Source organism: Novosphingobium sp. PC22D (assembly GCF_002556635.1).
GTDB lineage: Bacteria > Pseudomonadota > Alphaproteobacteria > Sphingomonadales > Sphingomonadaceae > Novosphingobium.
Map to the genome: position 1 here is coordinate 189,563 of NZ_MWMO01000005.1, position 23,690 is coordinate 213,252.

General features: G+C 67.9%; 20 protein-coding genes. 7 read left to right on the forward strand and 13 right to left on the reverse strand.

Annotated elements, in window-relative coordinates:
• The first annotated feature begins 34 nt into the window (after window positions 1–34).
• Entirely contained in the window at window positions 35–1,522 is a 1,488-nt protein-coding gene (locus B2G71_RS10550) for a Ppx/GppA family phosphatase (protein ID WP_240530102.1), read from the forward strand.
• Between the two features lie 7 nt (window positions 1,523–1,529).
• Here the strand turns inward: B2G71_RS10550 and virB11 are convergent, their stop codons facing one another.
• The 8 genes from virB11 to B2G71_RS10590 all read right to left on the reverse strand — a co-directional run bounded on the left by virB11 (window position 1,530) and on the right by B2G71_RS10590 (window position 9,433).
• Window positions 1,530–2,525, reverse strand: coding sequence for a P-type DNA transfer ATPase VirB11 (gene virB11 / locus B2G71_RS10555; RefSeq protein ID WP_240530103.1), 996 nt, complete (start codon window positions 2,523–2,525; stop codon window positions 1,530–1,532).
• Between the two features lie 49 nt (window positions 2,526–2,574).
• Window positions 2,575–3,666 carry a TrbI/VirB10 family protein gene (locus tag B2G71_RS10560; RefSeq protein WP_098105722.1) on the reverse strand — a complete coding sequence of 364 codons (1,092 nt, stop codon included), beginning with the start codon at window positions 3,664–3,666 and terminating at the stop codon, window positions 2,575–2,577.
• A 2-nt stretch (window positions 3,667–3,668) separates the two neighbouring features.
• Window positions 3,669–4,517: a TrbG/VirB9 family P-type conjugative transfer protein gene (locus B2G71_RS10565; RefSeq protein ID WP_098105723.1), complete on the reverse strand. Its 849-nt coding sequence runs from the start codon at window positions 4,515–4,517 to the stop codon at window positions 3,669–3,671.
• Window positions 4,514–5,743 (reverse strand): type IV secretion system protein, encoded by a 1,230-nt coding sequence (locus B2G71_RS10570; protein WP_098105724.1) that lies wholly within the window; start codon window positions 5,741–5,743, stop codon window positions 4,514–4,516. The genes B2G71_RS10565 and B2G71_RS10570 overlap by 4 nt, the downstream gene beginning before the upstream one ends.
• Window positions 5,740–8,157, reverse strand: coding sequence for a VirB4 family type IV secretion/conjugal transfer ATPase (locus tag B2G71_RS10575; RefSeq protein ID WP_098105725.1), 2,418 nt, complete (start codon window positions 8,155–8,157; stop codon window positions 5,740–5,742). The genes B2G71_RS10570 and B2G71_RS10575 overlap by 4 nt, the downstream gene beginning before the upstream one ends.
• 17 nt (window positions 8,158–8,174) lie before the next feature.
• The gene (locus B2G71_RS10580; RefSeq protein WP_098105726.1) at window positions 8,175–8,456 is read right to left on the reverse strand and encodes a VirB3 family type IV secretion system protein; all 282 of its coding nucleotides are present in this window, start codon (window positions 8,454–8,456) and stop codon (window positions 8,175–8,177) included.
• Window positions 8,456–8,788 carry a TrbC/VirB2 family protein gene (locus B2G71_RS10585; RefSeq protein WP_098105727.1) on the reverse strand — a complete coding sequence of 111 codons (333 nt, stop codon included), beginning with the start codon at window positions 8,786–8,788 and terminating at the stop codon, window positions 8,456–8,458. The genes B2G71_RS10580 and B2G71_RS10585 overlap by 1 nt, the downstream gene beginning before the upstream one ends.
• 267 nt (window positions 8,789–9,055) lie before the next feature.
• Entirely contained in the window at window positions 9,056–9,433 is a 378-nt protein-coding gene (locus B2G71_RS10590; RefSeq protein ID WP_098105728.1) for a tetratricopeptide repeat protein, read from the reverse strand.
• Between the two features lie 291 nt (window positions 9,434–9,724).
• Here B2G71_RS10590 and B2G71_RS10595 point away from each other — a divergent pair, with 291 nt between their 5' ends.
• Both B2G71_RS10595 and B2G71_RS10600 read left to right on the forward strand, forming a co-directional pair.
• Complete coding sequence (locus B2G71_RS10595) at window positions 9,725–11,305, forward strand: hypothetical protein (protein WP_098105729.1); 1,581 nt, start codon at window positions 9,725–9,727, stop codon at window positions 11,303–11,305.
• 117 nt (window positions 11,306–11,422) lie between these two features.
• Window positions 11,423–14,170 (forward strand): TonB-dependent receptor, encoded by a 2,748-nt coding sequence (locus tag B2G71_RS10600; RefSeq protein ID WP_098105730.1) that lies wholly within the window; start codon window positions 11,423–11,425, stop codon window positions 14,168–14,170.
• 131 nt (window positions 14,171–14,301) lie between these two features.
• Here the strand turns inward: B2G71_RS10600 and B2G71_RS10605 are convergent, their stop codons facing one another.
• The 3 genes from B2G71_RS10605 to B2G71_RS10615 all read right to left on the reverse strand — a co-directional run bounded on the left by B2G71_RS10605 (window position 14,302) and on the right by B2G71_RS10615 (window position 16,310).
• A complete protein-coding gene (locus tag B2G71_RS10605) occupies window positions 14,302–15,153 on the reverse strand; it encodes a sulfurtransferase (protein ID WP_098105731.1) in 852 nt (283 codons plus the stop codon).
• Complete coding sequence (locus B2G71_RS10610) at window positions 15,153–15,563, reverse strand: UrcA family protein (protein WP_098105824.1); 411 nt, start codon at window positions 15,561–15,563, stop codon at window positions 15,153–15,155. The genes B2G71_RS10605 and B2G71_RS10610 overlap by 1 nt, the downstream gene beginning before the upstream one ends.
• A 72-nt stretch (window positions 15,564–15,635) precedes the next feature.
• A complete protein-coding gene (locus B2G71_RS10615) occupies window positions 15,636–16,310 on the reverse strand; it encodes a response regulator transcription factor (protein ID WP_098105732.1) in 675 nt (224 codons plus the stop codon).
• A gap of 218 nt (window positions 16,311–16,528) precedes the next feature.
• On the opposite strand from B2G71_RS10615, the gene B2G71_RS10620 reads away from it, so the two are divergent.
• The 4 genes from B2G71_RS10620 to B2G71_RS10635 all read left to right on the forward strand — a co-directional run bounded on the left by B2G71_RS10620 (window position 16,529) and on the right by B2G71_RS10635 (window position 21,857).
• Window positions 16,529–17,458, forward strand: coding sequence for a UDP-2,3-diacylglucosamine diphosphatase (locus B2G71_RS10620; RefSeq protein ID WP_206049370.1), 930 nt, complete (start codon window positions 16,529–16,531; stop codon window positions 17,456–17,458).
• Window positions 17,455–18,528, forward strand: coding sequence for a glycosyltransferase family 1 protein (locus tag B2G71_RS10625; protein ID WP_098105733.1), 1,074 nt, complete (start codon window positions 17,455–17,457; stop codon window positions 18,526–18,528). Before B2G71_RS10620 ends, B2G71_RS10625 begins: the two co-directional genes overlap by 4 nt.
• Before the next feature lie 105 nt (window positions 18,529–18,633).
• A complete protein-coding gene (locus tag B2G71_RS10630; protein WP_240530104.1) occupies window positions 18,634–20,541 on the forward strand; it encodes a PQQ-binding-like beta-propeller repeat protein in 1,908 nt (635 codons plus the stop codon).
• Window positions 20,538–21,857 (forward strand): hypothetical protein, encoded by a 1,320-nt coding sequence (locus B2G71_RS10635; protein WP_098105734.1) that lies wholly within the window; start codon window positions 20,538–20,540, stop codon window positions 21,855–21,857. The genes B2G71_RS10630 and B2G71_RS10635 overlap by 4 nt, the downstream gene beginning before the upstream one ends.
• Here the strand turns inward: B2G71_RS10635 and B2G71_RS10640 are convergent.
• Window positions 21,839–22,630, reverse strand: coding sequence for an IclR family transcriptional regulator (locus tag B2G71_RS10640; protein ID WP_098105735.1), 792 nt, complete (start codon window positions 22,628–22,630; stop codon window positions 21,839–21,841). The two genes, B2G71_RS10635 and B2G71_RS10640, sit on opposite strands and share 19 nt — an antisense overlap.
• A complete protein-coding gene (locus B2G71_RS10645) occupies window positions 22,627–23,655 on the reverse strand; it encodes an LLM class flavin-dependent oxidoreductase (RefSeq protein ID WP_098105736.1) in 1,029 nt (342 codons plus the stop codon). Before B2G71_RS10645 ends, B2G71_RS10640 begins: the two co-directional genes overlap by 4 nt.
• Window positions 23,656–23,690 lie beyond the last annotated feature (35 nt).

The following is a 23,690-nucleotide window of genomic DNA, read 5'->3' on the forward strand; positions in this document are numbered from 1 at the left end:
CCGGCCCTGGGAACCGGGACGCGGCGGAAGCGCTATGAGCGACATGGACGGCACAAGCCACTTCGAGAGCCAGAGTGCCGAAAAGCGCGCGATCATCGACATCGGTTCGAACACCGTGCGCATGGTGATCTACAACGGTCCGCCGCGCGCGCCGATCGTGGTGCTCAACGAGAAGGTCAACGCGCGGCTCGGCAAGGAACTGGGCCAGACCGGCGAGCTTTCGGAAAAGGCGATGAACGCGGCGCTGGCCGCGCTGCGCCGCTTTGCGGCGATGATCGCGCTGTCTGGCGTGGCGCAGGTCGAGTGCGTGGCGACGGCGGCGACTCGCGACGCGCGCAACGGCGCCGAATTCCTCGCCGAGGTGCGTGCGCTCGGGCTCGAGCCGCGCTTGCTTTCGGGCGAGGACGAAGCCGCGGCGAGCGCGACCGGCGTGATCGCCGCCTTCCCTGGCGCCAAGGGCACCGTCGGCGATCTCGGCGGGGGCAGCCTCGAACTCGTGGCCATCGACGACCAGGGCTGCAAGGGCGGCATCACCCTGCCCTACGGCACGCTGCGCCTGCCCGACTTGCGCGCGGACGGAGCCCAGGCCTTTGCCCAGACCGTCCGCCACGGGCTGACGAAAGCCGGCTGGACCATGGGCAAGGGGCAGCCGCTCTACATCGTCGGCGGGTCGTGGCGCGCGGTCGCGCTGCAGGCGATGCGCACGATCGAGTGGCCGCTCGACGATCCCCACGACTTCGAACTGCGGGCTGGAGATATCCTGCGCATGTGCCGCCAGTTCGAGAAGGGCAAGATCACCGATCCCGATCCGCGCATCTCCTCCTCGCGGCTCGCGACGCTGCCCGATGCGGCGGCCCTGCTCGCCGAGCTGGTCGAGCGAATCGCGCCGTCCAAGGTCGTGTTCTCGTCATGGGGCCTGCGCGAAGGCCTGCTCTATGCCCAGCTCGACGCATCGACCCAGGCGCGCGATCCGATGCTCGACGGCGTTGCCGATTTCGCGCGGCGCCTGCTGGTCGCACCCGAGCAAGCGCGCAAGGTCGCCGAGTGGACCGCTCCGGTCTTCGCCATAGAGGGCGAGGAGAAGCTGCACTTCGCCTCGACGATGCTGGCGCTCGCGGCGATGCGGACCGAGCCGAACATGCGCACCGAGCAGGCAATGGGCTGGGCGCTGCGCAAGCGCTGGGTCGGGCTCGACGTGCGCGGCCGGGCGATGATGGCGATGACCGTGCTCGCGAACTCGGGCACCACCGCGATCCCGGCCGAGTTCGAGCGCCTCGCGCCGCGCGAGGACCTTCATGCCGCGATCGGCTGGGGCCTCGCCCTGCGCGTGTGCCGCCGCCTTACCGCATGCGCCGACGAGGCTCTGTCGCAAACCAGCCTGCGCCGCGAAGGCGGACGGCTGGTGGTGACGCTCGAAGAGCCGATGCAGGCGCTCTTCGCCAACTCGATGGCCAAGGACATGCGCAAGCTGGCCGAATGGCTCGGGCTCGAATGGGACCTGAAGATCGCCGCCGCAGCTTAGCAGGCGCTCACACCAGCGTCTTGCTCTCCGCGATCTGCGAGATGCCGCGCTTGCCTTCGACCCGGTCGAGCTGGACGACGATATCGATCACCGATGCCGCGTATTCGAGCGTTTCGGCGCGGGTCAGGCCGATACCCGTCTGCATGCTCATCAGCGCGATCTGCTCGAGCGCGCCGCGCGGGCTGTTCGCGTGGACGGTGGAGAACGAGCCGGGGTGACCGGTGTTGATCGCGCGCAGAAAGCTCACCGTCTCGCCGCCGCGCAGTTCGCCGAGCACGATGCGGTCGGGGCGCAGGCGCAGCGCCGCCTGGAGCAGGTCGTTCGCCGAGACCTTGGCCTCGCCGAGTTCGCCCTTCACCGCGATCAGGCCGACGCCGTTCTCGCCCGGCAGGCGCAGTTCGGCGGTGTCCTCGACAAGGACGACGCGCTCGTGCCCCGGAATCTCGCCGAGCATCGCGTTGAGGAAGGTGGTCTTGCCGGTCGAGGTGCCGCCCGAGATCAGGATCGTGCGGCGGCGGCGGATCGCCTCGCGCAAGTGCGCGATCGGCTCGGCCATCGGATCGGGCATCGGCGGTTCGTCGCGGATCACGATCGGCCCACGATCATAGGCGTCGAGCGGCAGTTCGAGCAGCCGGTGACGGCGGATCGCCATGGCCCAGTTGGCGCGCGTCGCGGGCGGCCCGATGAGCTGGATGCGCGCGCCCGAACGATCGTGCGCGTCGGGCAGCGTCGCCGCGAGCAGCGGGTGTTCGCGGTTGATGCCCTGGTGACTGATCCGCGCGACCTGCTCGGCGAGGCGCTGGAGAAGCTGGTTGTCCACTTGCGGCAGCGCCACGCGCTGCATCCCGGGATGCGACGCGTCCTCGATCCACACCTCGCCGGGACGATTGACCAGTATCTCGGTCACCGTCTCGCGCTCGAGCCAAGGCCGCAGCGGCGCGAGGTAGGCGTCGAGATAGACGCTGCGCGCGAGCGGCACGGTGCCGGGAGCATCGCTGGTCACGGACGACGCCGCGCCGGGCTGGATCGGATGGACGTCGGCTGCCACGCGATCACAGGACCTGCGAGAAATCGAGGTCCTTGGCGGTGAACACGCGGATCGGCTCGCCCTGGCGGACGCGGATCGTCGGGCCGAGCGTCGAGCCCTGCTGCACCGCCTGCGCCGCCGCCTGCCCGCCGCCACCGATGACGACGCTGGCATTACCCGCAAGCGTGGTCAGGCCACCGACCACCGAGAGCAGCATCGCCGAGCCGAAGCGTTCGAAGAAATGGCTGTCGACCTTGCCGGCAAGGCCGGTCTCGCCACCGAAACCGATCGCCGGCGAGCCGATGTTGACCGACACGCCGTCGGGACGGATCAGGCGCGTCCACACCACGTAGGCGCGCTTCTGGCCCTGCTGGTTGCTGCTCTTGTACTGGCCGATCAGCCGCGAGGAGCGCGGTATCAGCACGTTCTTGCCGTTGAAGCTGCGCACGTCGGTGCTGACGATGGCGCGCACGTAACCTGGCACGTCTGTGTCGATCGCGGTTTCCAGCACGGCGGGAATGAGCGTGCCCTGCGAAACGGTGGTCGCCGGATCGAACGAGCGCGCGGCCGAGGAAGCGGCCCCGCCGACGCCGCCGATGCGCGAGGCGAAGTCGTCGTTGGCATTGCCCTTGGCGACACCGTCCGCCCCGGGGACGGCGGGCGCGGGGGCACCGGCAGGCGCGCCGCCCGCGTCGAACACGACCGTCGGGCTGGCGTGCGGATTGGACTGCGGGCCGATCGCGGTGTTGGGCGGCGCCGAGAGAACCGGCTGCGGCGCGGGCGCGGCGAGCGGACGCTGCTGCGGCTGCTGCACATTGGCTGCGGGGCTCGGCGCGGCCGCCGGAGCGACAGGCGCAGCGGCAGCCGGCACGGGCTGTGCCTGGTTTTCGACCGGTGCGTTGCGCGCGGCATCCATGCTCCACAGCGTCACCGCGCCGAGCGCGCCGACGATCAGCACGCCCGCGGCGAGGCCCATCCCGTCCGCCTTCTTGCGCTGGGTGACCTGCGGCAGGACCGAGCGCGTCGCGAGATCGATGACTTCGGCGGATTCTGTCTCGCGCGGATCGACGTCCTGCTCGGGCTTGCGACGTTCGCGGAATGCTGCGTTGGGCGCCATGATCAGTTCCCCTTCTCGAAGTTCGTGCCCGAAGCGGCGCGGGCCAGCGCGGTCCGGCCGTCCGATCCGCCGCGTGCCGCGGTGCCGGCCCGCGCCGAGGCCGACGCATCGGGTCGTACGTTCTCGAGCGTCGCCTGCGACTTGCCCGAGCGCAGCAGGATCGTGCGCGGCACTTCGTCGATCACGATCGTCGTGCCGCGCACCGAATAGTTGACCGGGCCAAGCTCACCCTGCTCGTTCTGCACGAGGATCGCGGGCACTTCCTGCTTTTCGGCCCAGAGCAGATAGGTCGCGGTGCCGTCGTCATAGACGCGCGAGGGCTGGATACGCGCGTCGCCGGTACGCCGCCAGGCGAAGTTGAGCATCGCCGGATCTGTTTCGTCGGCCGGAACGGTCCCCGCCGCCACCGCCTGCTCCTCGCCGGTCAGCGCGGCCATCATGCTCGGCGCGACCTGGTCGGCGGGCTGGGCCTTCTGCTCGGGATACGTGAAGCGCAGCATGTAGAGCGGCTTCGCCCGGGCGCTGGCGATGAGATCGAAGAAATAGATGTGGCGGTCGGTCACGACCGTCATGTTCGTGCGCGCGCCCGCCTCGAGCGGCTTCACGAACAGCAGGTTGGCGCGCTTGTTGGGCGTGATCTGCCACTTGGCGGAATCGCCCACCGCGACGTTCTCGATCGATTCCGCGTCGTCGAAGGCGATCGTCGCCTGAACGCCGAGCTGGCCGTCGATGCGGACGACCTCGTCCTCCTTGTAGAGCCGCTCCACCAGGCGGTCGTCGGCATGGGCCTGCACGCCGAACGCTAGCGCGGCGCCCGCGAGCGCCATGGCGACAAGTCTGCCGCGATTCATCGTTTGATCTCCTTGGCCGGTCCGCGACCGGTATCGTTCGAGGCGCTGCGGAAGCGGCTGCCGATGCCGCGCGTGCGCGAGGCGCTGCGCGGCGCGAGCGGCTCGATACCGCCGCCGCTGACCTGGGTGACGACGGTGCGGCGATCGCCCGAGCGCGACGCCCCCTCACCCGAACCCCCGGATGCAACGCCGCCGGGATTGGCCGCGACCGCAGGCGCGATCGAGCGGCGCGAGCTTGCCGCGGCGCTCTGGCCGTTGGTCGTGGGCGAAATCTGGTTCGGCTGCGCCGCATAGTAGCTTGCCGCCGAGGCCGCCGCGTTGCTCTCGGAAGGCCGCTCGGAGCGCGCCAGCCCGAAGACCTGCCAGCCCGCGACCATCGTGCCGACGACCTTGAACACCATGACCATCAGCGCCAGGTGCACCGCCGCGACGAGGAACAACGCCATCGCCGCGCGCCCGTCGATCTCGGTGAGATTCGAGGACAGCGCGCGGATGATCGGCACCAGCAGCTCGATCGTGATGCCGCCGCCGAGCACAACGAACAGCGGGGTGAGCGCGGTCAGCACGACGCCGCGCAACCATCCCGCGGTCAATCCGCGCGTGCCGGAAAACAGCGCCATGACGACGAAGATCGGCCCCAGCGCGAGCAGGACAGCAAGCGCGATGCGCGCGGTGAGCAGAATGCCGACGGTGCCGAGCAGCAGCATCAGCGCGCCCAGCCACATCACGCTTTGCGGGCTGAACATGCCTTGCGCCGCGCCCGCCGCGCCGTTTGCCGCGCCGCCGCCATTGCTGGTCTCCTCGGCAACCTGCGTGATCGCGGCGAAGATGATGTCGATGCGGTCGGCGAAGATCTGCGTGGCCGACCCCCTGGTGCCCATCAGCACCGAAGCGATCCAGTCGGGCCCACCGAGCGCGAGGTTCCACATCACGCCCTGATAGGCGATCCAGCTCGTCGCGAAGACGAGAACGAAACCGAGCGTGAGCATCCGCGGGGTCAGCGCCGATATCCGCAGCGACGACCGACCGGTGAGGAGCGAGATCGCGAAGAAGGCAATGTAGAGCGTCAGCAGAATCGTCAGCACGTATCCCATCGCGCCGCCCGAGGAGAACAGGCGCCCGAAAGCCGACGCGGTCATCTCGTTGGCGACGCAGTCGACGGCGCGCAGCGCGGGCGCGACGCCGCCCGATGCGGCTTCGACGAGCTGTTCGCAGGCCGCGCTCATTCGGCGGCCTCGGTCCAGATCGCCCCGTCTTCCGCGTCACCCGGCCAGTTGGCGCCGGTGAGCACCGGATACCAGGCGGCGGGCGCGTCGCCGTAGCGCTCGCGCAGCGTATCGAGCTTACGCACGGTGCTCTCGCGGCCCGAGAGCACGGTGAGCACCTCGGGCATGCCCGAAAGATCGAGCCGCACCACCACCGAGGCGTCCGACTGGCGGATCAGGAAGCAGCGCGACTGCGCGGGCAGCGTGCGGATCACGTCTAGCTCGTGCTCGGTGAGGCCGAAGCCTTCGCAATAATCCTCGAAGCGGGCGCGGGCGTTGGGCATGAACAGCATCGTCGCGGTCTGTTCGACGAGCGCGGTGGCGATCTTCGAATCGAGCGCATCGCGCGCCGACTGTGTGGCGAAGCCCACGAGCGCGTTGCGCTTGCGCAGCGTCTTTAGCCAGTCGCGGATGCGCGCGGCGAAGACCTCGTCGTCGAGCGCCTTCCAGCCCTCGTCGATCAGGATCATCGTCGGTTCGCCGTCGAGCCGCTCCTCGATGCGGTGGAACAGGTACATCATCACCGGCGTGCGCAGGCGCGGGTTCTCGAGCAGCGCGGTCATGTCGAAGCCGAGCTTGCTGGCGGTGAGGTCGAGCTTGTCCTCGGCGTTGTCGAACAGCCAGCCGTGCTCGCCCGCGCCGATCCAGGCATCGAGCCGGCTCGCGAGATCGCCCGGCTCGGGCCGCCGTGCGCCCGCCAGCAGTTCTCGGAAGTGCGAGAGGCGGCGCAGCGCGGCGTCGTTGGCATAGGCCGCGTCGACGGCGGCGGCGATGGTCGAAAGCTCCTCGGGACCATGCGCCTTGAGCAGCACGCCCAGCCAGTCGCGCAGGAAGGCGCGATTGACCGCCGTATCGGGCAGCGCCAGCGGATTGAAGCCGGTCGGATGGCCCGCGGCGATCCGCGAATAGGTGCCGCCGATGCCGCGCAGGAACACTTCGGCGCCGCGGTCCTTGTCGAACAGGATCGTGCGCGGGCTGAACTTCTGCGCCTGCGCGGCGAGGAAGTTCATCACCACCGTCTTGCCCGAGCCCGAGGGTCCGATCACGGTGAAATTGCCGAGATCGCCCTGGTGGAAGTTGAAGAAGAACGGCGTCGAGCTGGTCGTCGCGAGCAGCGTGACCGCGTCGCCCCAGTGGTTCCCGCTCGCCTGCCCCATCGCGAAGCCGTGCAGCGAGCCGAAGCAGGCCATGTTCGCGCTCGAGATCAGCGCGCGGCGCACGATATAGCTCTCGTTGCCGGGGAACTGGCCCCAGAAGCCGGGTTCGAGGTTGACGTCCTCGCGCACCGCGATCGCGCCGGCGTCGGCGAGCGCCGCCGCGCAGGTGGCGGTGGCGTCGTCGAGCGCGGAAAGGCTCGGCGAGCGCACCAGCACCGACAAGTGATGGTCGCCGAAACCGACGGCGCCGGTGCCCAGCGCATCGCGCGCGCTCATCATCTCGCGCCGTTCGGAGACGGCCTCCTCGTCGGCCGACTTCAAGCGGCGGATCGCGAGGTCGATCCGCTCGCGCGCGATCTGGCGGTCGGACGGCGCGTAGCTTTCGGTCAGGACCAGCTCCGTCGGCAGGCGCAGGAGCGCGTCGGTAAGGCCCGGCGCGGTCGAATCGGGGTAGTCCTTGAGACTGACCAGCGAGGCGAAGGTCGAGCCCGCCGACCCGCGGATTTCCATCGCGTCGAGACCGAAGCTGACCCGCCGATAGGGCAGCATGTGGCCGATGTCGGTATCGGCGGCGGGTTGGCGCACCGGGCGCATCTCGCCGTTGTAGAGCGCCGACATCAGCTCGAGCGCTTCGGAGCAGGTCCCTGACGAGCCTTCGTAATCTCCGAGCAGGCGCGCGCCGTAAGCGCCCAGCGAAGCGACCATCGCGCTGGCGGCGGCGCGCAGCGCGCGCACGTCGGCGGGATCGGCCTCGACCGGGCCCTGCCGCTTGCGCTTGAACATGCGCGAGAGCTTGTCGGGCCAGCCCGCCTTGCCGCGCGCCGGACGGCGAACGAGGGTGACGAACTGGTCGTTGACGTAAAGCGCGCCCGAAGCAGTGCGTGCGCGCCAGCGCGCGTCGATATGCGCCGAGAGCGGATCGTCGAAGGTGCCTTCCATCTCGATCTCGACGCGGCGGCGGATCACGTGATGGTAGAGCACGAAGCGCGCATCGAGCGAGGAGCGCAGCAGCACTTCGCGAGTCGCGGCATGGGCGTTGAGTTCATCGGTGTCGGCGGTCTCGAAGGCGAGGCCGGGCACCATCAGCGAGAGCATGACCGAGCCGTCGCGCAGCAGCACCACGTTCTCGTCGATCAACGCGAGATAGGGCAGGCGATCGCCGGCCAGCGCTTCCTTCGCGCCCCAGCCGCCGATCTTGCCGAAGTTTGGCTTGGCCATGTCCTGTTTCGCTCTCCTCAGGGCGCGTAGCTGTTGCAGCCCCAGCGCTGCCAGTTGCGAATCCGGGGGCATTTGCTGACTCGCGCGATCCACAAGTCGAAGACCCGCGGCTCGCGCAGGCACGCCAGATAGCCGGCGCCGTGAATCACCAGGGCCGCCGGCACTGTCCAGAAGCTCTTGGTGATCAGGAAGATCTCGGTCGTGACTGCGGCATTGATGATAAAATAGCTGAAGGTGACACCCGCGAACATCTGCGGTCGCGTGAGCGCGCGATGGACGGGGAAACGCACCAGCGCCATCAGCCCGCGCCCGCCGCCGACTGAATGCCCGATACGATCGAGCCCGCGCCGAAGAGCACGAACACCCCGATGATCACCGTCGCGCCGAAGCGCCAGTTCAACCGGCCTGTCAGCATCATGAATCCCACCGCAGCGACCGCCATGACGGCGACCGCGGTGGCCACATTACCAAGCAAGGTGCCCTGAAGCCAGCCCAAGGCGGCGACGATCGGACCGCTGCCCGCGGGATCGGCCGCCGTCTGCGCCCGCGCGGTTGCGGGCACCAGCGCCGCGATCATCGCCGCCAGCGCCAATCCTGCACTTCTGAATTTATCCAACTGCTGTCCTGCCATACGAATCATCGGGCCCTCCTCGGAGGCGCGATGACGCCGTGTCATGACAGCAATGTGACGGCCGCCGGGCAAGGCGCATCACTTCGTCGCGTATCGTCCCGTGCCGACCGGTCGCGCGAGCACCGCGACGGGCGCGACCTTTATCGATAGTTCGCACCGGCGGTATTTGGTCGTGGCGCGACCCGGAAGGCCAAGCCGCCGCTCGCGGTATCCCTTCGCGGCGAGGTGGCGGCTTGTCGCGCCGCCATCGCTTCCAGCGACGACCGCTCAGCGGCGCGAGGCGATGACCTTCGCCTGAAGCAGCCGATCACGCGCCCGAAGCGCGGCGTCGCGCGAATCCATCCATTCCCCGTTGGCGAGTTCGAGTTCGTAGCGCTCGTCGCTGTCGATGGCGTCGGTATAGGCGCGCAGCGCCTTTTCGGTCATTCCCATGCGGGCATAGGCCGTTCCGAGATTGATCAGCGTGGCCGGGTCATCGCGATCGACGCGGCGGGACTCTTCGAGCTTGGCGATCGCTGCCGCGGCCTGACCGTCGGCGAGTTCGGAGAAGGCGACGTCGTCGGTGCGCCCCGTCTGCGGTTCGATGGCCATCGAGAAGGCGGCCTGCCCGATGAGGACGGCGGCGACTAGGGCGTTGGCAGACATTCAGGTTCTCCCCTGGGTTTGGTTTCGATGCGAGCAGTCTCACTCCGAATCCCATTTCCGCCAACAAAATGACGCAACTGTCATAAAACTGCAATGGTGGTGTGAATCGCCCGGCCCCGGGCGAGTCGGGCGTCGATCGCCACCGTGGCCCGCAGGCCCCGTCATAAAACGGTCACGCAGTTACACAAAACTGTCATCCTAGCGCCAACAAACTGTCACTCCCCCCACCTAAACGCGGCTCAACGACGGCGGAGTCGCCGCGTCGTTCGACCACACAATGGGGGATCCAACGTGAAGAATATCCATGGCTTGCTGCTCGTTGGCTGCAGCGCACTCGCGCTCGCCGGCTGCGGTCCGAACGAAATCGCCTCGCCCGGCACCGGCGGCAACATCACGGTCAACAACCCGACGCCCGCGCCGACTCCCACGCCGACACCGACTCCCACGCCGACGAGCTCGCTGGTGACGCCGGCTGCCGGCTGCCCCACCATCGCCGCGTCCGGCGGTCTCGGCAACGAAGGCACGATCTCGGGTCCGACGGGTGAATACCGCGTCTGCACGCTGCCCACGACCTTCGACGCCTCCTCGACCCTCCCCTACATCGAAGGCGTACTCTACCGCATGAACGGCCGCGTCGACGTCGGTTCGGACGGCGGCCCCACGCCGGACGACAGCGACGGCCTGAGCGATACCAACGTCACGCTGAAGATCGAGCCGGGCGTCATCATCTATTCGAGCGGCTCCTCGTTCCTCTACGTGAACCGCGGCAACAAGATCGATGCCGTCGGCACCAAGATGATGCCGATCGTGTTCACCAGCCGCGACAACGTCCAGGGCCTGAACAACAACAATTCGTCCGGCCAGTGGGGCGGCGTCGTCCTCGGCGGCCGCGCGCAGGTCACCGACTGCGACGCGCCGAACGCGGCCGAGGGCACCATCGAGTGCGAACGCCAGGTCGAAGGTTCGGCCACCCCCGCCTTCTTCGGCGGCGCCACCAACGACGACGACTCGGGCGTGATGAAGTACGTCCAGATCCGCTACTCGGGCTTCACCCTCACCGGCGGCAGCGAGCTGCAGTCGCTCACCACCGGCGGCACCGGCACGGGCACCGAGTTCGACTACATCCAGTCGTTCAACAGCTCGGACGACGGCGCCGAGTTCTTCGGCGGCTACGTCAACATGAAGCACTTCATCGTCGTCGGCGCGGAAGACGACTCGATCGACTCCGACACCGGCGTCAAGGCGAACATCCAGTACGCCATCGTCGTGCAGGACAGCGATCGTGCGCACGACGCGATCATCGAGGCCGACTCGAACGACAACCGCAATGCCGTGCCGCGTCAGGACACGAAGATCTCGAACTTCGTGTTCATCAGCCCGACCGCTCCGGCCGATGCCGGCGCCGCCGTCTACTTCCGCGGCGGCACGGACTACGCGCTGCTCAACGGCATCATTCTCAGCCCCAACGACGAATGCATCCGCGTCCGTCATGCCGAGACCGTCCAGGCCTCGGGCGACGACGAGAACGGTCCGCCGGTATTCGAATCGGTTCAGCTCTCCTGCTCCAGCGCCGGTCAGTTCGTCGGCAGCGACGGCCCGACCGCCGACGACGTCGCCGGGTTCTTCAACGCTGGTTCGAACAACAACGCCACCTACACCTCGACGCTCACCAACCTGTTCATCAACGGCAGCAACGAGGGCGGGGTGACTGCGTTCGATCCCACCACGCTTTCGAGCTTCTTCGACGCCGTCGACTACATCGGTGCGGTCAAGAACGCCGCGGACACCTGGTACACGGGTTGGACCTGTAACTCGGACATCGCCGACTTCGGCGATAACACCGGCGCCTGCACCTCGCTGCCGGTCTACTGATCTCAGTCGACGATCGGGGGGAGGCGCGGGCTGCCGGAAGGCGGCTCCCCTCCCCCTTTGGTCTTGGGGCGTCAGCCCCTGCACAGAACTATCGGACCTGAAACGAGGGGGCCTACCATGTCCAATAGCAAGCAGCTTCTGGGGCTGCTCTTGCTCACCACCGCGCTGACCTTTCCCGGTGCGGCTTTCGCGCAAGGAACCGTCGGCGATACCGGCGCGACCACCGGCGGCATCGGCAACGAGGATCCGGCGGCCGACGAGGAACTCGCGGATCAGGCAGGCGTACCCGAGGACGAGGATGAGGGCCAGCAGCCCGATATCTCGATCCCCGGCGGGGACATCGTCGTCACCGGCCGCCGCATCCGCGACGTGACGCGCAGTTCCACCCAGGTCGTCTCGGTCCTCAGCAACGAACAGATCGCACGCACCGGCGAAGGCGACATCGCAGGCGCGCTCGGCCGCGTTACCGGCCTCTCGGTCCAGGGCAACGGTTTCGTCTACGTGCGCGGCCTCGGCGACCGCTATTCGCTGGCGCTGCTCAACGGGCTTCCGCTGCCGAGCCCCGAACCGCTCAGCCGCGTCGTCCCGCTCGACATCTTTCCGACGAACATCATCGCCTCCTCGCTGGTGCAGAAGACCTACTCGGCGAACTTCCCCGGCGAATTCGGCGGCGGCGTGATCAACCTGACCACCCGCGCCATCCCAGAGGAAAGCTTCCTCACGGTCAGCGCCAGCATCAGCGGCGATTCCGAGACCACCGGCCGGCAAGGCTACTCCGTCTACGGCTCGGACTACGACTGGTTCGGCTTCGACGACGGCACGCGCGACGTTCCCGGCGCGCTGCAGTCGTTCTTCGACAGCGGCGAACGCCTCTCGGGCGTCAACCGCGAGACCCAGCGCGCGATCCAGAGGGACCTCATCGAGCCGAACCTGGTGGTTCTTCAGAAGATGAAGAACATCGTGCCCAACTGGTCGGGCTCGATCACCGGCGGCACCGCCCTGGACGTCGGCAGCGACGGCCGCCTCGGCGTGATCGCGACGCTCGCGCTGTCCAACAAGTGGCGCAACCGCGTGATCCAGAAGGATTTCGCGCCCGACCAGGATCTGGCGCTGCAGCGCACCGAGGACGCGTTCACCACCGACAACCGCATCCTGTTGAACGGATTGCTGGGCTTCGGTCTCGAGCTGGGTGACCACAAGTTCCGCTGGACCAACGTCTATATCCGCGATTCGATCAAGCAGTCGGTGCTCGCGCTCGGCCAGGACTTCGAGACCGGTTACGAGACTGCCGAGCAGAACACCGCATGGTACGAACGGCAGCTCATCGACACGCAGTTCGTGGGCGAACTCGACTTCGGCGATCTCGACGTCGACCTGCGCGCGGGCTACGCCCAGACCTCGCGCGAGGCGCCCTACGAGTACAGCTTCGACTACTTCTACAACCCGAACGATCCGATCCAGGGAGTCGACGAGAACGGCAACCCGGTCAAACTGTTCCGCAACACCCTCGACGGCCAGCGCAGCGACGCCCGCGTCGCCTTCTCGGACCTCACCGAGGATCTGTACTACGGCGGCGTCGACTTCAGCTACCGGCTGAACGACTGGGTCACGGCGACGGTCGGCTATGCCTACACCGACACCGACCGCTATTCGACCCGGCGCGAATTCCGCTTCATCTCAAGCGCGTTCCCGCGCGCCTTCAGCTATTTCAGCCCGGTCAACCTGCTGAGCGACGCGATCATCGATTTCGGCGAGAACGAGGCCAACGCCGACCCCTACCAGATCGTCCTCCAGGAACTGACCGAGGATACGCCGGCGTTCGAGGCCGCGCTCAAGATCCATGCGGCCTATGGCCAGATTCGGGTCGAGCCCGTCACCGGGCTGACGGTCGATCTCGGCGTGCGATACGAAGACGCCAAGCAGACGGTCGATGCCGCCCAGGTGTTCAACACGCCGAACACCTTCGACGCCTCCACCGCGCTCGCGAACGACTACTTCCTGCCCGCCGCCACGATCACGTACGACTTTGGCAACGGCCTCCAGCTTCGGGCAAGCGGATCGAAAACGATCGCCCGCCCGCAGTTCCGCGAGTTGATCTTCCAGCCCTATCAGGACCCGGAAACCACGCGCCTCTACAACGGCAACCCGCTGCTGCGCGACAGCGAGCTGGTCAATGCCGAGGCGCGCGCCGAATACTACTTCGGGGGCACAAACCGGCTCTCGCTCGCCGGCTTCTACAAGAAGATCGACCGTCCGATCGAAGCCTACTCGACGCTCGCGGACGGCCGCGTGCGGACCAGCTTCGCCAATGCCCCGGAAGCGACGCTCTACGGCGCCGAGTTCGAGCTGCAGTACAACTACGACCTGTTCGACCTGGGCGGCTGGTTCGAAAGCAAGCGCGCCATCCTCAATGCGAACTATACCTACACGCAGTCGGACATCTCGGTTTCGGAAGGCGACGAGACCTTCATCTTCGGCACCTCGAACACCGACGCCACCTTGTACTTCCGCGATGGCGTTCCGCTGACGGGACAGTCCGACCACCTCGTGAACCTCCAGTTCGGCCTCGAGGACACCGACCGGCTGCAGCAGATCACCTTCCTGCTGTCCTATGCCAGCAAGCGCGTGGTCAGCCGCGGGTTCAACAACCTGCCCGACATCATCGAAAAGCCGGGCTTCCAGCTCGATTTCGTCGCGCGCGAGGAAGTCAATTTCCTGAACCTGCCCGTCGAGCTGAAGTTCGAAATCCGCAACATGACCGGCACCGACCACCAGGAGTACCAGAACAACGGTGCGACCCGGATCGAGATCAACAGCTACGACATCGGCACCAGCGTTTCCGCGGGCGCTTCGATCAAGTTCTAAGAGACCTCACCCCCCGGGGGCGCCCTGCCCCAGCGGTACCTTTCGACCCGCCCGCCGCAAGGCGGTCGGGTCTTTTCTATGGTGATGCCGACCGCGAATGCGCAAGACGGGGCGGCTGCCGTGATCGCGGCCTAGTCGCCGGTGGCGATCGGCCGCGACGGATCAGCGGTCCATTCGCTCCACGAGCCGGGATAGAGCCGCGCCCCACCAAGCCCGGCATGCCGCATCGCGAGAAGGTTGTGGCACGCGGTGACACCCGATCCGCACTGGCTGACGACCGCACCCCGCTCCACGCCGGCGATCAGCGGATCGAAGGCGGCGCGCAACTGCTCGACCGACACGAGCCGCCCGTCCGGCCCCAGATTGTCGCGGTAGCAGCGGCAAACGGCGCCGGGAATATGGCCCGATACGGTATCGAGCGGTGCCGGCTCGCCGCGGAAGCGCGCGGCGTCGCGCGCATCGAGGATGCGGTGCGCGCCCTCGGCGAGGCCGGAAAGGATCTCGTCGGCGCCGATCGGCTCGGGCTCGAGCGAGGCGGACGCGGTGAAGTCTCCGGCTGGCCGAGCCGCCGCATCGCCGCTCTCGACGGCACCGCCGGCCTCGCACCAGGCCTGGAACCCGCCATCGAGAACCGCGACGGCTTCATGTCCCAGCCAGCGCAGCGACCACCACAGGCGCGCCGCGTAGAACCCGCCCGAGCGGTCATAGGCGACGACCTGCATATCGCGATCGAGCCCGAGTTCGCGCAGCCTTGCTGCCAGCGTCTCGCGGTCAGGAAGCGGATGGCGACCGTTGGTTCCGTCGGACACGGACGACAGATCCTTGCCGAGGTCGACATGGACCGCGCCGGGAATACGCGCCTCGTGCCAGGCCTTGCGGCCAGCCGCGGTGTCGAAGAGATCATAACTGCAATCCGCGATCAGGACGCTGCCCGCTGCCAGCAGATCGTTCAGTTCGTCGACTTGTACGAGCGTCGAATACATCACTGCTCTCCGCGCGCCGCGGCGATCGCCTCGCTCGCCGCCGCCTCGCCGTTGGCCTTGGCGCGGCGCACGCAATCGGAGTCTTCACTGAAAGGCAGCAGCCGGTCGAGTTCACCGCACGCGTCCTGCGCGACGCGGCCCACACGGGTCATCAGCCGCTCGGCATCTTCGTCGCGCGTCAGATCGAGATCGCCGTAGAGTACGGGGATGCGCACGGTGCTCACCGCGATCGGCGCGCCGGTGTAGGGCGAACGCTCGATGGGCACGGCGACCTGCCGCGGCGCCTCGACGGTGATCGCGGGGCCGTCGCTCGGCGGGTTTTCCGCCTCTTGCGCGAGAACCGGCGCGGCGAGCAGGCCCGATACCGCTACTGCTGCCGCCAGAATGCTTCTCGCCGATCCCGTCTTCATCGCCCGTTCTCCTTGGCTGACCGGTTGCACCGATCGCATGAAGACATCGTTGATCGGGCGCAAGCTCTCGCGTCAATTCGCGTCGAAGACGTAACCCAGCGAACGCACCGTGCGCAACGGGTTGCCCGCGCCCGCAGATTTGAGCGCACGGCGCAGCCGGCCGACCCAGACGTCGACGGTGCGCTCATCCACCGCGGGCTCCTGCTTGCCGAGTGCCTGGATGAGCTGGGCGCGGGTGAAGACCCGCCCGGGATGCTCGACGAAATAGCGCAGCAGGCGGAATTCGTTCGGCATCAGCGGGACGGGCTTGCCCTTCCAGCGCGCCTGGAAGGCGGCGACATCGATCGTGAGTTCGCCTTGCGACAACCGGCTCGCCGCGCCGATCTGCTGCGTGCGCAGGTTGGCGGAGAGTATGCGGTCGAGCAGCGCGGTTCGGGTGAGCGGGCCGAGCATGTAATCGTCAGCGCCGGTGCGCATCGCGCGCTTGCGATCCTCCTGGTCGTCATCCTCGAGCACCATGGTCACGTGGGCGTTCGCGGTCAGAGGATCGCAGCGCAGCCGGCGGCAGACCTCGAGCCCGGATATCCCGGGAAGGACCCAGTCGATGAAGGCCCACAGCGATCCTTCGATAAGCGGGATCTCGGCAAGGTCGGCCCAGTGGTGGAGCACCAAGTAAAGATCGTCGTGACGGAACGGAGCGAAGCCGCCATCCAGTTCACTTGTCAGGAGAACATCGATCCTCTGCATTGCCCCAATCCATGCCGCGGGGCCCGCTTCTGCAATCGCCGCATGACGGCGACGTGACAGATTGGCGACGCTACGGTGAAATCTGCATAAAGTTCTGACGTGATCGCGCGACTCGCGGGAAGTTGTCCACAAATGTCACGGAAACGACCCGATACCGTCACCATGTTGCAACGCACAATCCCTAGGCCCGACGTGCGAAAGCGGACGGGGATCGCAAGATGGACATGCGAACAGACGGGTCAGTCTTCCAGAATATCGCTTTGGGCGCAGACAAACTCGTCGATCATCGGCGTATTCCGGAGTGGCTGGACTTGCCCGATCCGAAGCCATTCCGCCCGAAACGGCGCTATCGCACCATCTGGATTTCCGACATCCACCTCGGCACGCGCGGCTGCAACGCGGAAATGCTGGTCGACTTCCTGCGCTCGATCGAGTGCGAGACGCTCTACCTCGTCGGCGACATCGTTGACGGGTGGCGGCTGCGCAAGGGCTGGTTCTGGCCCGACGCGCACAACGAGGTCGTGCGCCGCATCCTCAAGATGGCGCACCGCGGCACGCGGGTGGTGTTCATCGCCGGCAATCATGACGAGCTCCTGCGCGATTACGCGGGACTGACCTTCGGCGGCGTCGAACTGGCGCTGGAGGCGGTTCACGTCACCGCCGACGGCCGGCGCCTGCTCGTGACGCACGGCGACAGTTTCGACGGGGTGGTGCTCTACGCGCGCTGGCTCGCCTTCCTCGGCGACCAGGCCTACGGGCTGCTGCTGCGCGCCAACATCGTGATGAACGCGGTCCGCCGCCGGCTGCACCTGCCCTACTGGTCGCTCTCGGCTTACATGAAAAAGCGCGTGAAGAACGCGGTTGCTTTCATTTCGAGCTACGAGGAAGCGGTCGCGACCGAAGCGGTCAACCGGGGCCTCGACGGCGTGGTCTGCGGCCATATCCATTACGCCGAAATCCGCGAGTTCGGCGGCATCACCTACTACAACGACGGCGACTGGGTCGAAAGCTGCACAGCGCTGACCGAGGACGCACACGGAGCGATGGCAATCATCGACTGGGCCGAGGAAAAGGCCGCCGAGAGCGCGGCGCGCGATGCGCGCGCGGCGGCCGAGGCCGCTCCGGCGCTGACCGAGACCGCCGCATGAGGCTCGCTCTAGCGACCGATGCCTGGTTTCCGCAGGTAAACGGCGTCGTACGATCGCTTTCGACAACGATCGGCGAACTCGAGAGGCGCGGCACCGCCGTCCACCGGATCTCGCCCGACCAGTTCCTCACCGTTCCCCTGCCGGGCTATGCCTCGATCCGGCTCGCGATGGCGCCGCGCTTCGGCGTGCGCCGCAGGCTGGAGCAAGCCGCGCCCGATCTCGTCCATATCGCCACCGAGGGCCCGATCGGCTGGGCCGCGCGAAGCTGGTGCCTTGCGCGTGACGTGCCCTTCACCAGCGCGTTCCACACCCGCTTTCCCGAATATGCCTCGGTCCGCACCGGCATCAGCGCCGAACGCTTCTGGCCGATCATGCGCCGCTTCCACGCGCCGAGCCGGGCCGTGCTGGTCTCGACCGCAAGCCTTGCCGACGAACTGGCCCGGCGAGGTATTGCCCGGACCCGCCGCTGGAGCCGCGGTATCGACCACACCCTGTTCAAGCCCGAAGGTCCCAGGCATCCCGCGATGGCAGGGCTCGCCGGCCCGATCCTGCTCTACGTCGGCCGCGTGGCGCCCGAAAAGAACATCGAGGCCTTTCTCGGGGCGGACCTGCCGGGCACCAAGGTGGTCGTCGGCGACGGCCCCTCGCTCGAAGCGCTGCGGCGCAAGTATTCCCAGTGCCGCTTCCTCGGCTCGCTCTCGGGCGAGCCGCTCGCCAGCGCCTATCGCAGCGCCGACTGCTTCGTCTTCCCGAGCCTGACCGACACGTTCGGCCTCGTCGTGATCGAGGCGCTGGCAAGCGGCGTGCCGGTCGCGGCCTATCCGGTCACCGGTCCGATCGACATTCTCGGCGCCGACGGACGCGGTCCCGACGGCGCGCTCGAACGGCCCGCCGGCGCGCTCGGCGAGGATCTCGCGCGCTCGGTCACGCAGGCGCTCGCGATGGGCAGGGACGATGCCCACGCGCTCGGCCGCCAGTTTTCGTGGGAGGCGGCCACCGACCAGTTCGAAGCCGCGATCAACGAAGCCCTCCAAAGCCGGCACGCCGAGCGCAAGCGCTTCGCCGCCTGATCCCGGGCAGCGCTGTCCTTGCCTGCCAGCACATTTTTTGACGGTTGATTAGTCACGCCGGTTCGGCTCCAATCACCCGCGATACGAAAGGCGCGGGAGAGAGAGATGGTGGAAGCGCGGACGGCGAAAGCCTGGCCGGCAATGGCGCTGGGAATGGCCTTGCTCGCCGCTCTGGCGATCGTCGCCTGGCCCGCGCATGGCGAGCCCGTGGTCGATCCCGGGAAAGCGGCGACGAAGGTCGCCGGGGGGTTCGCGGCCCAGTTCCCCGAAGGCGCGGCGATCTATGAAAAGCATTGCGCCGCCTGCCACGACGGCGGCGCGTTGCGTGCTCCGGCACGGATCATCATCGGCAACATGACTCCCGCAGCGATCCATGCCTCGCTGGTCGAGGGCGTCATGCAGATGCAGGGCAACGCGCTGAGCGACAAGCAGAAGATCGAAGTCGCGCAGTACCTTTCAGGGCAAGTCTACGCCGACGAGGCGGCGCTGCCGGAACCGAAGTTTTGCGCGGCCGAGCATCGCGCCTTCGACGTCTCGCGCCCGCCCGCCTTCGCCGGTTGGGGTATCGACCAGCAGGCGACACACGCCGTTCCCGTCGCCCAGGCGGGGCTCGGCAAAGCCGATCTGCCGCGTCTCAAGGTGAAGTGGACGTTCGGGTTCCCCGGCGCGAACCGCGCCCGCTCGCAACCGGCGCTCGGTGGCGGCGCAATCTTCGTCGGCAGCCACAATGGACAAGTCTACGCGCTCGATCGCGAAACGGGCTGCGTGCGCTGGGTGTTCAAGGCGGGCACCGAGGTGCGCACCGGGATCGTCCTTTCGCCCTGGACCAAGGGCGACGTGAGGGCCGATCCGCTCGTCTACTTCGGCGACTTGCGCGGCAACGTCTATGCGCTCCACGCCTTCACCGGCGAACCCGCCTGGACGATCGACGCCGACGAACATCCCGCCGCCGTGATCACCGCCGCCCCGGCGCTCTACGACGGCACACTCTACGTCGGGGTCTCCTCGCTGGAGGAGGCGAGCGCCGCCGTGCCCGGCTATCCCTGCTGCACCTTCCGCGGCTCGATCCTCGCGCTTGACGCGGCGACGGGCCGCCAGAAATGGCGCAAGTGGATGATCGACGAGCCCAAGCCGCAAGCGGGCGGCAAGTTCATGGGTCCCGCCGGCATGCCGGTATGGGCCGGTCTCGCGGTCGATCCGAAACGCGGCCACCTGCTGATCGCCACCGGCGGCAACTACAGCGGCCCGGCGACCGACCACACCGATTCGATCATGGCGCTCGATCTCGCCACCGGCGAGATCGACTGGACCTTCCAGGCCATCGCCAAGGATGTCTGGAACGTCGACTGCATCATGCCCGACAACGACAATTGCCCCGAAAACGCGGGGCCAGACTACAACTTCGGCACGGGACCGGTGCTCGCCCGCGGCAAGGACGGGCGCGACTATGTGGTCGACGGGCAGAAGGAAGGCTCCGCCTATGCGCTCGATCCCGATACCGGCAAGCTGATCTGGACGCGCAAGATCGGCCGGGGAAGCATGATCGGCGGCACCCACTTCGGCGTGGCGGCGGTCGACGGCAAGCTGATCGTCCCGATCAGCGACGCCGCGCCGCCGATGCTGAAAACCGACGTGCCCGCCCGCCCCGGCGTCTATGCGCTCGATATCGTGACCGGCGAGTATCTGTGGCAAGCGCCCGCGCCCGACCCGTGCGAGGGCCGCCCGCTGTGCCTGCGCGGCTACAGCGGCGCGGTGACCGTGACCTCGGAACTGCTCTTCGCGGGCGGCGACGACGGCTTCGTGCGGATCTACGACATGGCCGACGGCAAGGTGCTGTGGGAAATGGACACGGTGCGCGACTTCGACACCGTCAACGATGTGCCCGCGCGCGGCGGCGCGATCAGCGGCGGCGCGGCGCCGATCGTCGATTCCGGCCAGCTCATCGTCTCGTCGGGTTACGGCTTCGCCTCCAAGCTGCCCGGCAATGCCCTGATCGTGCTCGAAGCGGAGTGAGCGAGACCCGAGACGCCGCCGGGCACGCGACAGGCGACACGACCGGGCTGGCGCTGCCCGCGGATCCGGAGGCACTGCGCCGGCAAGGCGCGGCGTTCCTGACCGATGCCTTCCGCAGCTATGGCATGCTGGCGCACGACAACCGCGTTACGCGGATCGCGCGCTTCGAGGAATTCCATGGCGGCAACTCGGGCGCGAAAGCGGTGCTCGACGTATCCTATGCGGAGCCCTCGAACGCGCTGCCGACACGTCTTTTCGCGAAGTTCTCGCGCGATTTTTCGGATGCCTTCCGCGACCGGCGCCGCTTCGAGCTCGAAGGCGAAGTGCGGCTTGCCGACCTCTCCCGGCATCCAAACTTTCCGGTGGCCGTTCCCCGCGCGATGTTCGCGGACTTCGATCGCGCGACCGGCACCGGCCTGCTGATCACCGAGCGCGTCGCCTTCGGCGAAGGCGCGATCGAGCCGCTTCACGAAAAATGCATGGATCACCTGCTCGACGATCCCTTCGATCATTACCGGGTGCTGGTGGAAGCGCAGGCCAGCCTCGCCGCCGCGCAAAAGGCGGGCCGCCTCTCCCCCGATCTGGAGCGCTTGTTTCCCTACCACAGGAGCGCCGCTGAAGCGGATCTGCCCATCGGCTATGGTCCCGGCGACCTGGAGGAAAAAGTGGCAGACTGGGCCGCGCTGGCACGCGAGGCGCCCGCCGCCTTTCCCGTTTCGCTCGGATCAGGCGACTTCGCCCGCCGTCTGCTCACCGATGCGCGTGCGTTTCTGACCCACGAATCGCGAGTACGCCGCTTCCTGCAGTCCGATCCCGACTTCATCGCGCTCTGCCACTGGAACACAAATATCGACAATGCCTGGTTCTATCGCACCGCCGACGGTGCGCTGGCTTGCGGCCTGCTCGACTGGGGCATGGCGCGCCAGATGAACGTGACGACCGGCCTGTGGGGCGGCCTCTCCGCCTGCGATACCGCCTTCCTCGAAGCGAACCTCGACCGCTTGCTGGACCACTATTGCCACTATCTGGCCCGGCGCGGCGGGCCACGGCTCGACAGGGACCGGCTTGGCCTGCACTTCGATCTCTCGCTCGCGATCACCGGCCTCGCGCTGATGATGGACATACCGGGGCTGATCCGGGAGCGGGCTCCGGCTTACCGGGATGCCACAGGCCCCGTCGATCGGGTCTTCAGCGAGGGCAAGGCCGTGCAGGGCTTTGTCCTCGTTACGGGCAATTTCCTGAACCTGTGGACGCGGCGGGACTTTGGACAGAGCCTGCGCAGGATGCTGGAGACCGATCAGGCGCGCGGCAGATAGCCCAGGCTGCGCGAGATCGCGGTCGCCGCGTTCGCGACCTGCCGCGCAAGGTCCTCGCGCTTGTCGGCCGAACGCGCGCTCGGTGCCGCGACCACGAGCGCGCCGGCGACCATGCCCGCCGCGTCGCGCACCACCGCCGCCGTGCCGGTCACGCCCTCGCTCGCCTGGTCGACCGTCTGCGCGACGCCCGTCCGCCGGATCTCGGCAATCGCGCGCGCAAGGTCCTCGCGGTCGGTCTGGGTCGAAGGGGCGAGGCGTTCGGGCTCGAGCCGCGCGAGATAGGCCTCGACGACGGCGTCGGGCCGCGCGGCGAGCAAGGCGCGGCCGCCGGCGGTGGCATAGAGCGGGCGGCGGTCGCCCACCGATACCGCGAAACGCACCGCGTTGCGGCTCTCGACCACGTCGACGTAGGTAAGCCGCATGTCGTGCTCGTCGAGCACCGCGAAAAGCACGGTTTCACCCACCACCTCGACGAGCCGGCGCATGCCTTCGCGAATGAGATCGGAGGACTGGAACCGGCGCCGCGCCTCGGTGAGCGCGCTGCCGAGGCCGAAGGCCCCCGCGCCGAGCCGCCAGACCCCGTCCGCTGCGACGACGAACTGCTCTTCGGCAAGCCCGCGCAGAAGTGCGGCAAGGCTCGACTTCGGCGTATCGAGAATGCGGCTGAGATCGGCCAGGCTGAGCGGCTCGGCGCTCGCGCACAGCGCCTCGAGGATGCGGACCACGCGCGCCACCGATTGCGGCGAAGGCGCGCGCCGGTCCTCGCCGGTCATGCCCCGCTTCCGGGCTCGGCGAACGCGGGCATGACTTCGCTTGCGAACGTGCGGGCGTAGTCGAGGAAGCGTTCGGGCGCGAGGCCGGGCGGATAGCCCATGATGAAGTGTTCCACCGGCACCGTCTCGCGCAGCTTGCGGAAATGGTCGATCGCTTCGCCGGGCGTGAGCACCTGCATGATCCCACTCGCGAGGAAGCTGTCGAGGTCCATCGGCTTCATCGCCGGATCGTCGAGCCCGATCGCACCGTCCTCGGCCAGCCAGACGCCGTAGCTGTTGTTGGCGTGGAGGAAGTGGAGCGCGAGTTCATCGATCGCCGCCTGCTTGTCGCGCGCGACGACGAGCATCAGGCCCTGCAGCCAGATCCGGGCGCGCGATGGGTCCTTGCCCGCCTTGGCCAGCGCCGCGAGATAGGCGTCGCAGACTTCCGCATTGCCGAAATAGCCATCGCCGAAGCGCGCCACCCGGTCGAGCGCGCGCGGCGCGAAACCACCGATGAACAACGGCACCTGCCCGCTCGGCCCGAGCTGGCCGAGGCGCGCGCCCTTGAGCGTGAAGTGTTCGCCAGCGTGGTCGACGCTCTCACCGTTCCAAAGACGCCGCACGATGCCGAGCCACTCGTCGAGCCGCGCGCCGCGCTTCTTGAATTCGAGCCCCATCGCCTCGTACTCGCGGCGGCGATAGCCGATCGCGATCGCCATTTCGGCGCGACCGTCCGACAAGCTGTCGAGCACGGCGCAGTCCTCTGCGAAGCGCAAGGGATCGTAGAGCGGCGCGAGCGCGATCGCCGACCCCAGCCTGATCCGGCTGGTGCGCGCCGCGACCGCGCCGAGCACGACCATCGGCGAGGTCTGGTAGCCGTCGTCGGCAAGATGGTGCTCGGGAATCCACGCGCCGCCGAACCCGAGCCGCTCGGTCTCGACGATCGCATCGAGGATGCCCGCGTAGAGCTCGGCCGGCGGACGGTGCCACGCGGGCGGATTGCGAAAATCGTAAAGGTAGCCGAACGTCAGTGGGCCGGGCACGCGCCTCTCCGCAGCAGGGTCTGTTTCGACCCTAC

What these genes read in the sequence shown, in the direction of transcription:
- B2G71_RS10550 (WP_240530102.1), top strand. Translation starts at nt 35, where the DNA reads ATGAGCGACATGGACGGCACAAGCCACTTCGAGAGCCAGAGTGCCGAA.
- B2G71_RS10560 (WP_098105722.1), bottom strand. Translation starts at nt 3,666, where the DNA reads ATGGCGCCCAACGCAGCATTCCGCGAACGTCGCAAGCCCGAGCAGGAC.
- B2G71_RS10565 (WP_098105723.1), bottom strand. Translation starts at nt 4,517, where the DNA reads ATGAATCGCGGCAGACTTGTCGCCATGGCGCTCGCGGGCGCCGCGCTA.
- B2G71_RS10570 (WP_098105724.1), bottom strand. Translation starts at nt 5,743, where the DNA reads ATGAGCGCGGCCTGCGAACAGCTCGTCGAAGCCGCATCGGGCGGCGTC.
- B2G71_RS10575 (WP_098105725.1), bottom strand. Translation starts at nt 8,157, where the DNA reads ATGGCCAAGCCAAACTTCGGCAAGATCGGCGGCTGGGGCGCGAAGGAA.
- B2G71_RS10580 (WP_098105726.1), bottom strand. Translation starts at nt 8,456, where the DNA reads ATGGCGCTGGTGCGTTTCCCCGTCCATCGCGCGCTCACGCGACCGCAG.
- B2G71_RS10585 (WP_098105727.1), bottom strand. Translation starts at nt 8,788, where the DNA reads ATGGCAGGACAGCAGTTGGATAAATTCAGAAGTGCAGGATTGGCGCTG.
- B2G71_RS10590 (WP_098105728.1), bottom strand. Translation starts at nt 9,433, where the DNA reads ATGTCTGCCAACGCCCTAGTCGCCGCCGTCCTCATCGGGCAGGCCGCC.
- B2G71_RS10600 (WP_098105730.1), top strand. Translation starts at nt 11,423, where the DNA reads ATGTCCAATAGCAAGCAGCTTCTGGGGCTGCTCTTGCTCACCACCGCG.
- B2G71_RS10605 (WP_098105731.1), bottom strand. Translation starts at nt 15,153, where the DNA reads ATGTATTCGACGCTCGTACAAGTCGACGAACTGAACGATCTGCTGGCA.
- B2G71_RS10610 (WP_098105824.1), bottom strand. Translation starts at nt 15,563, where the DNA reads ATGAAGACGGGATCGGCGAGAAGCATTCTGGCGGCAGCAGTAGCGGTA.
- B2G71_RS10615 (WP_098105732.1), bottom strand. Translation starts at nt 16,310, where the DNA reads ATGCAGAGGATCGATGTTCTCCTGACAAGTGAACTGGATGGCGGCTTC.
- B2G71_RS10620 (WP_206049370.1), top strand. Translation starts at nt 16,529, where the DNA reads ATGGACATGCGAACAGACGGGTCAGTCTTCCAGAATATCGCTTTGGGC.
- B2G71_RS10625 (WP_098105733.1), top strand. Translation starts at nt 17,455, where the DNA reads ATGAGGCTCGCTCTAGCGACCGATGCCTGGTTTCCGCAGGTAAACGGC.
- B2G71_RS10630 (WP_240530104.1), top strand. Translation starts at nt 18,634, where the DNA reads ATGGTGGAAGCGCGGACGGCGAAAGCCTGGCCGGCAATGGCGCTGGGA.
- B2G71_RS10640 (WP_098105735.1), bottom strand. Translation starts at nt 22,630, where the DNA reads ATGACCGGCGAGGACCGGCGCGCGCCTTCGCCGCAATCGGTGGCGCGC.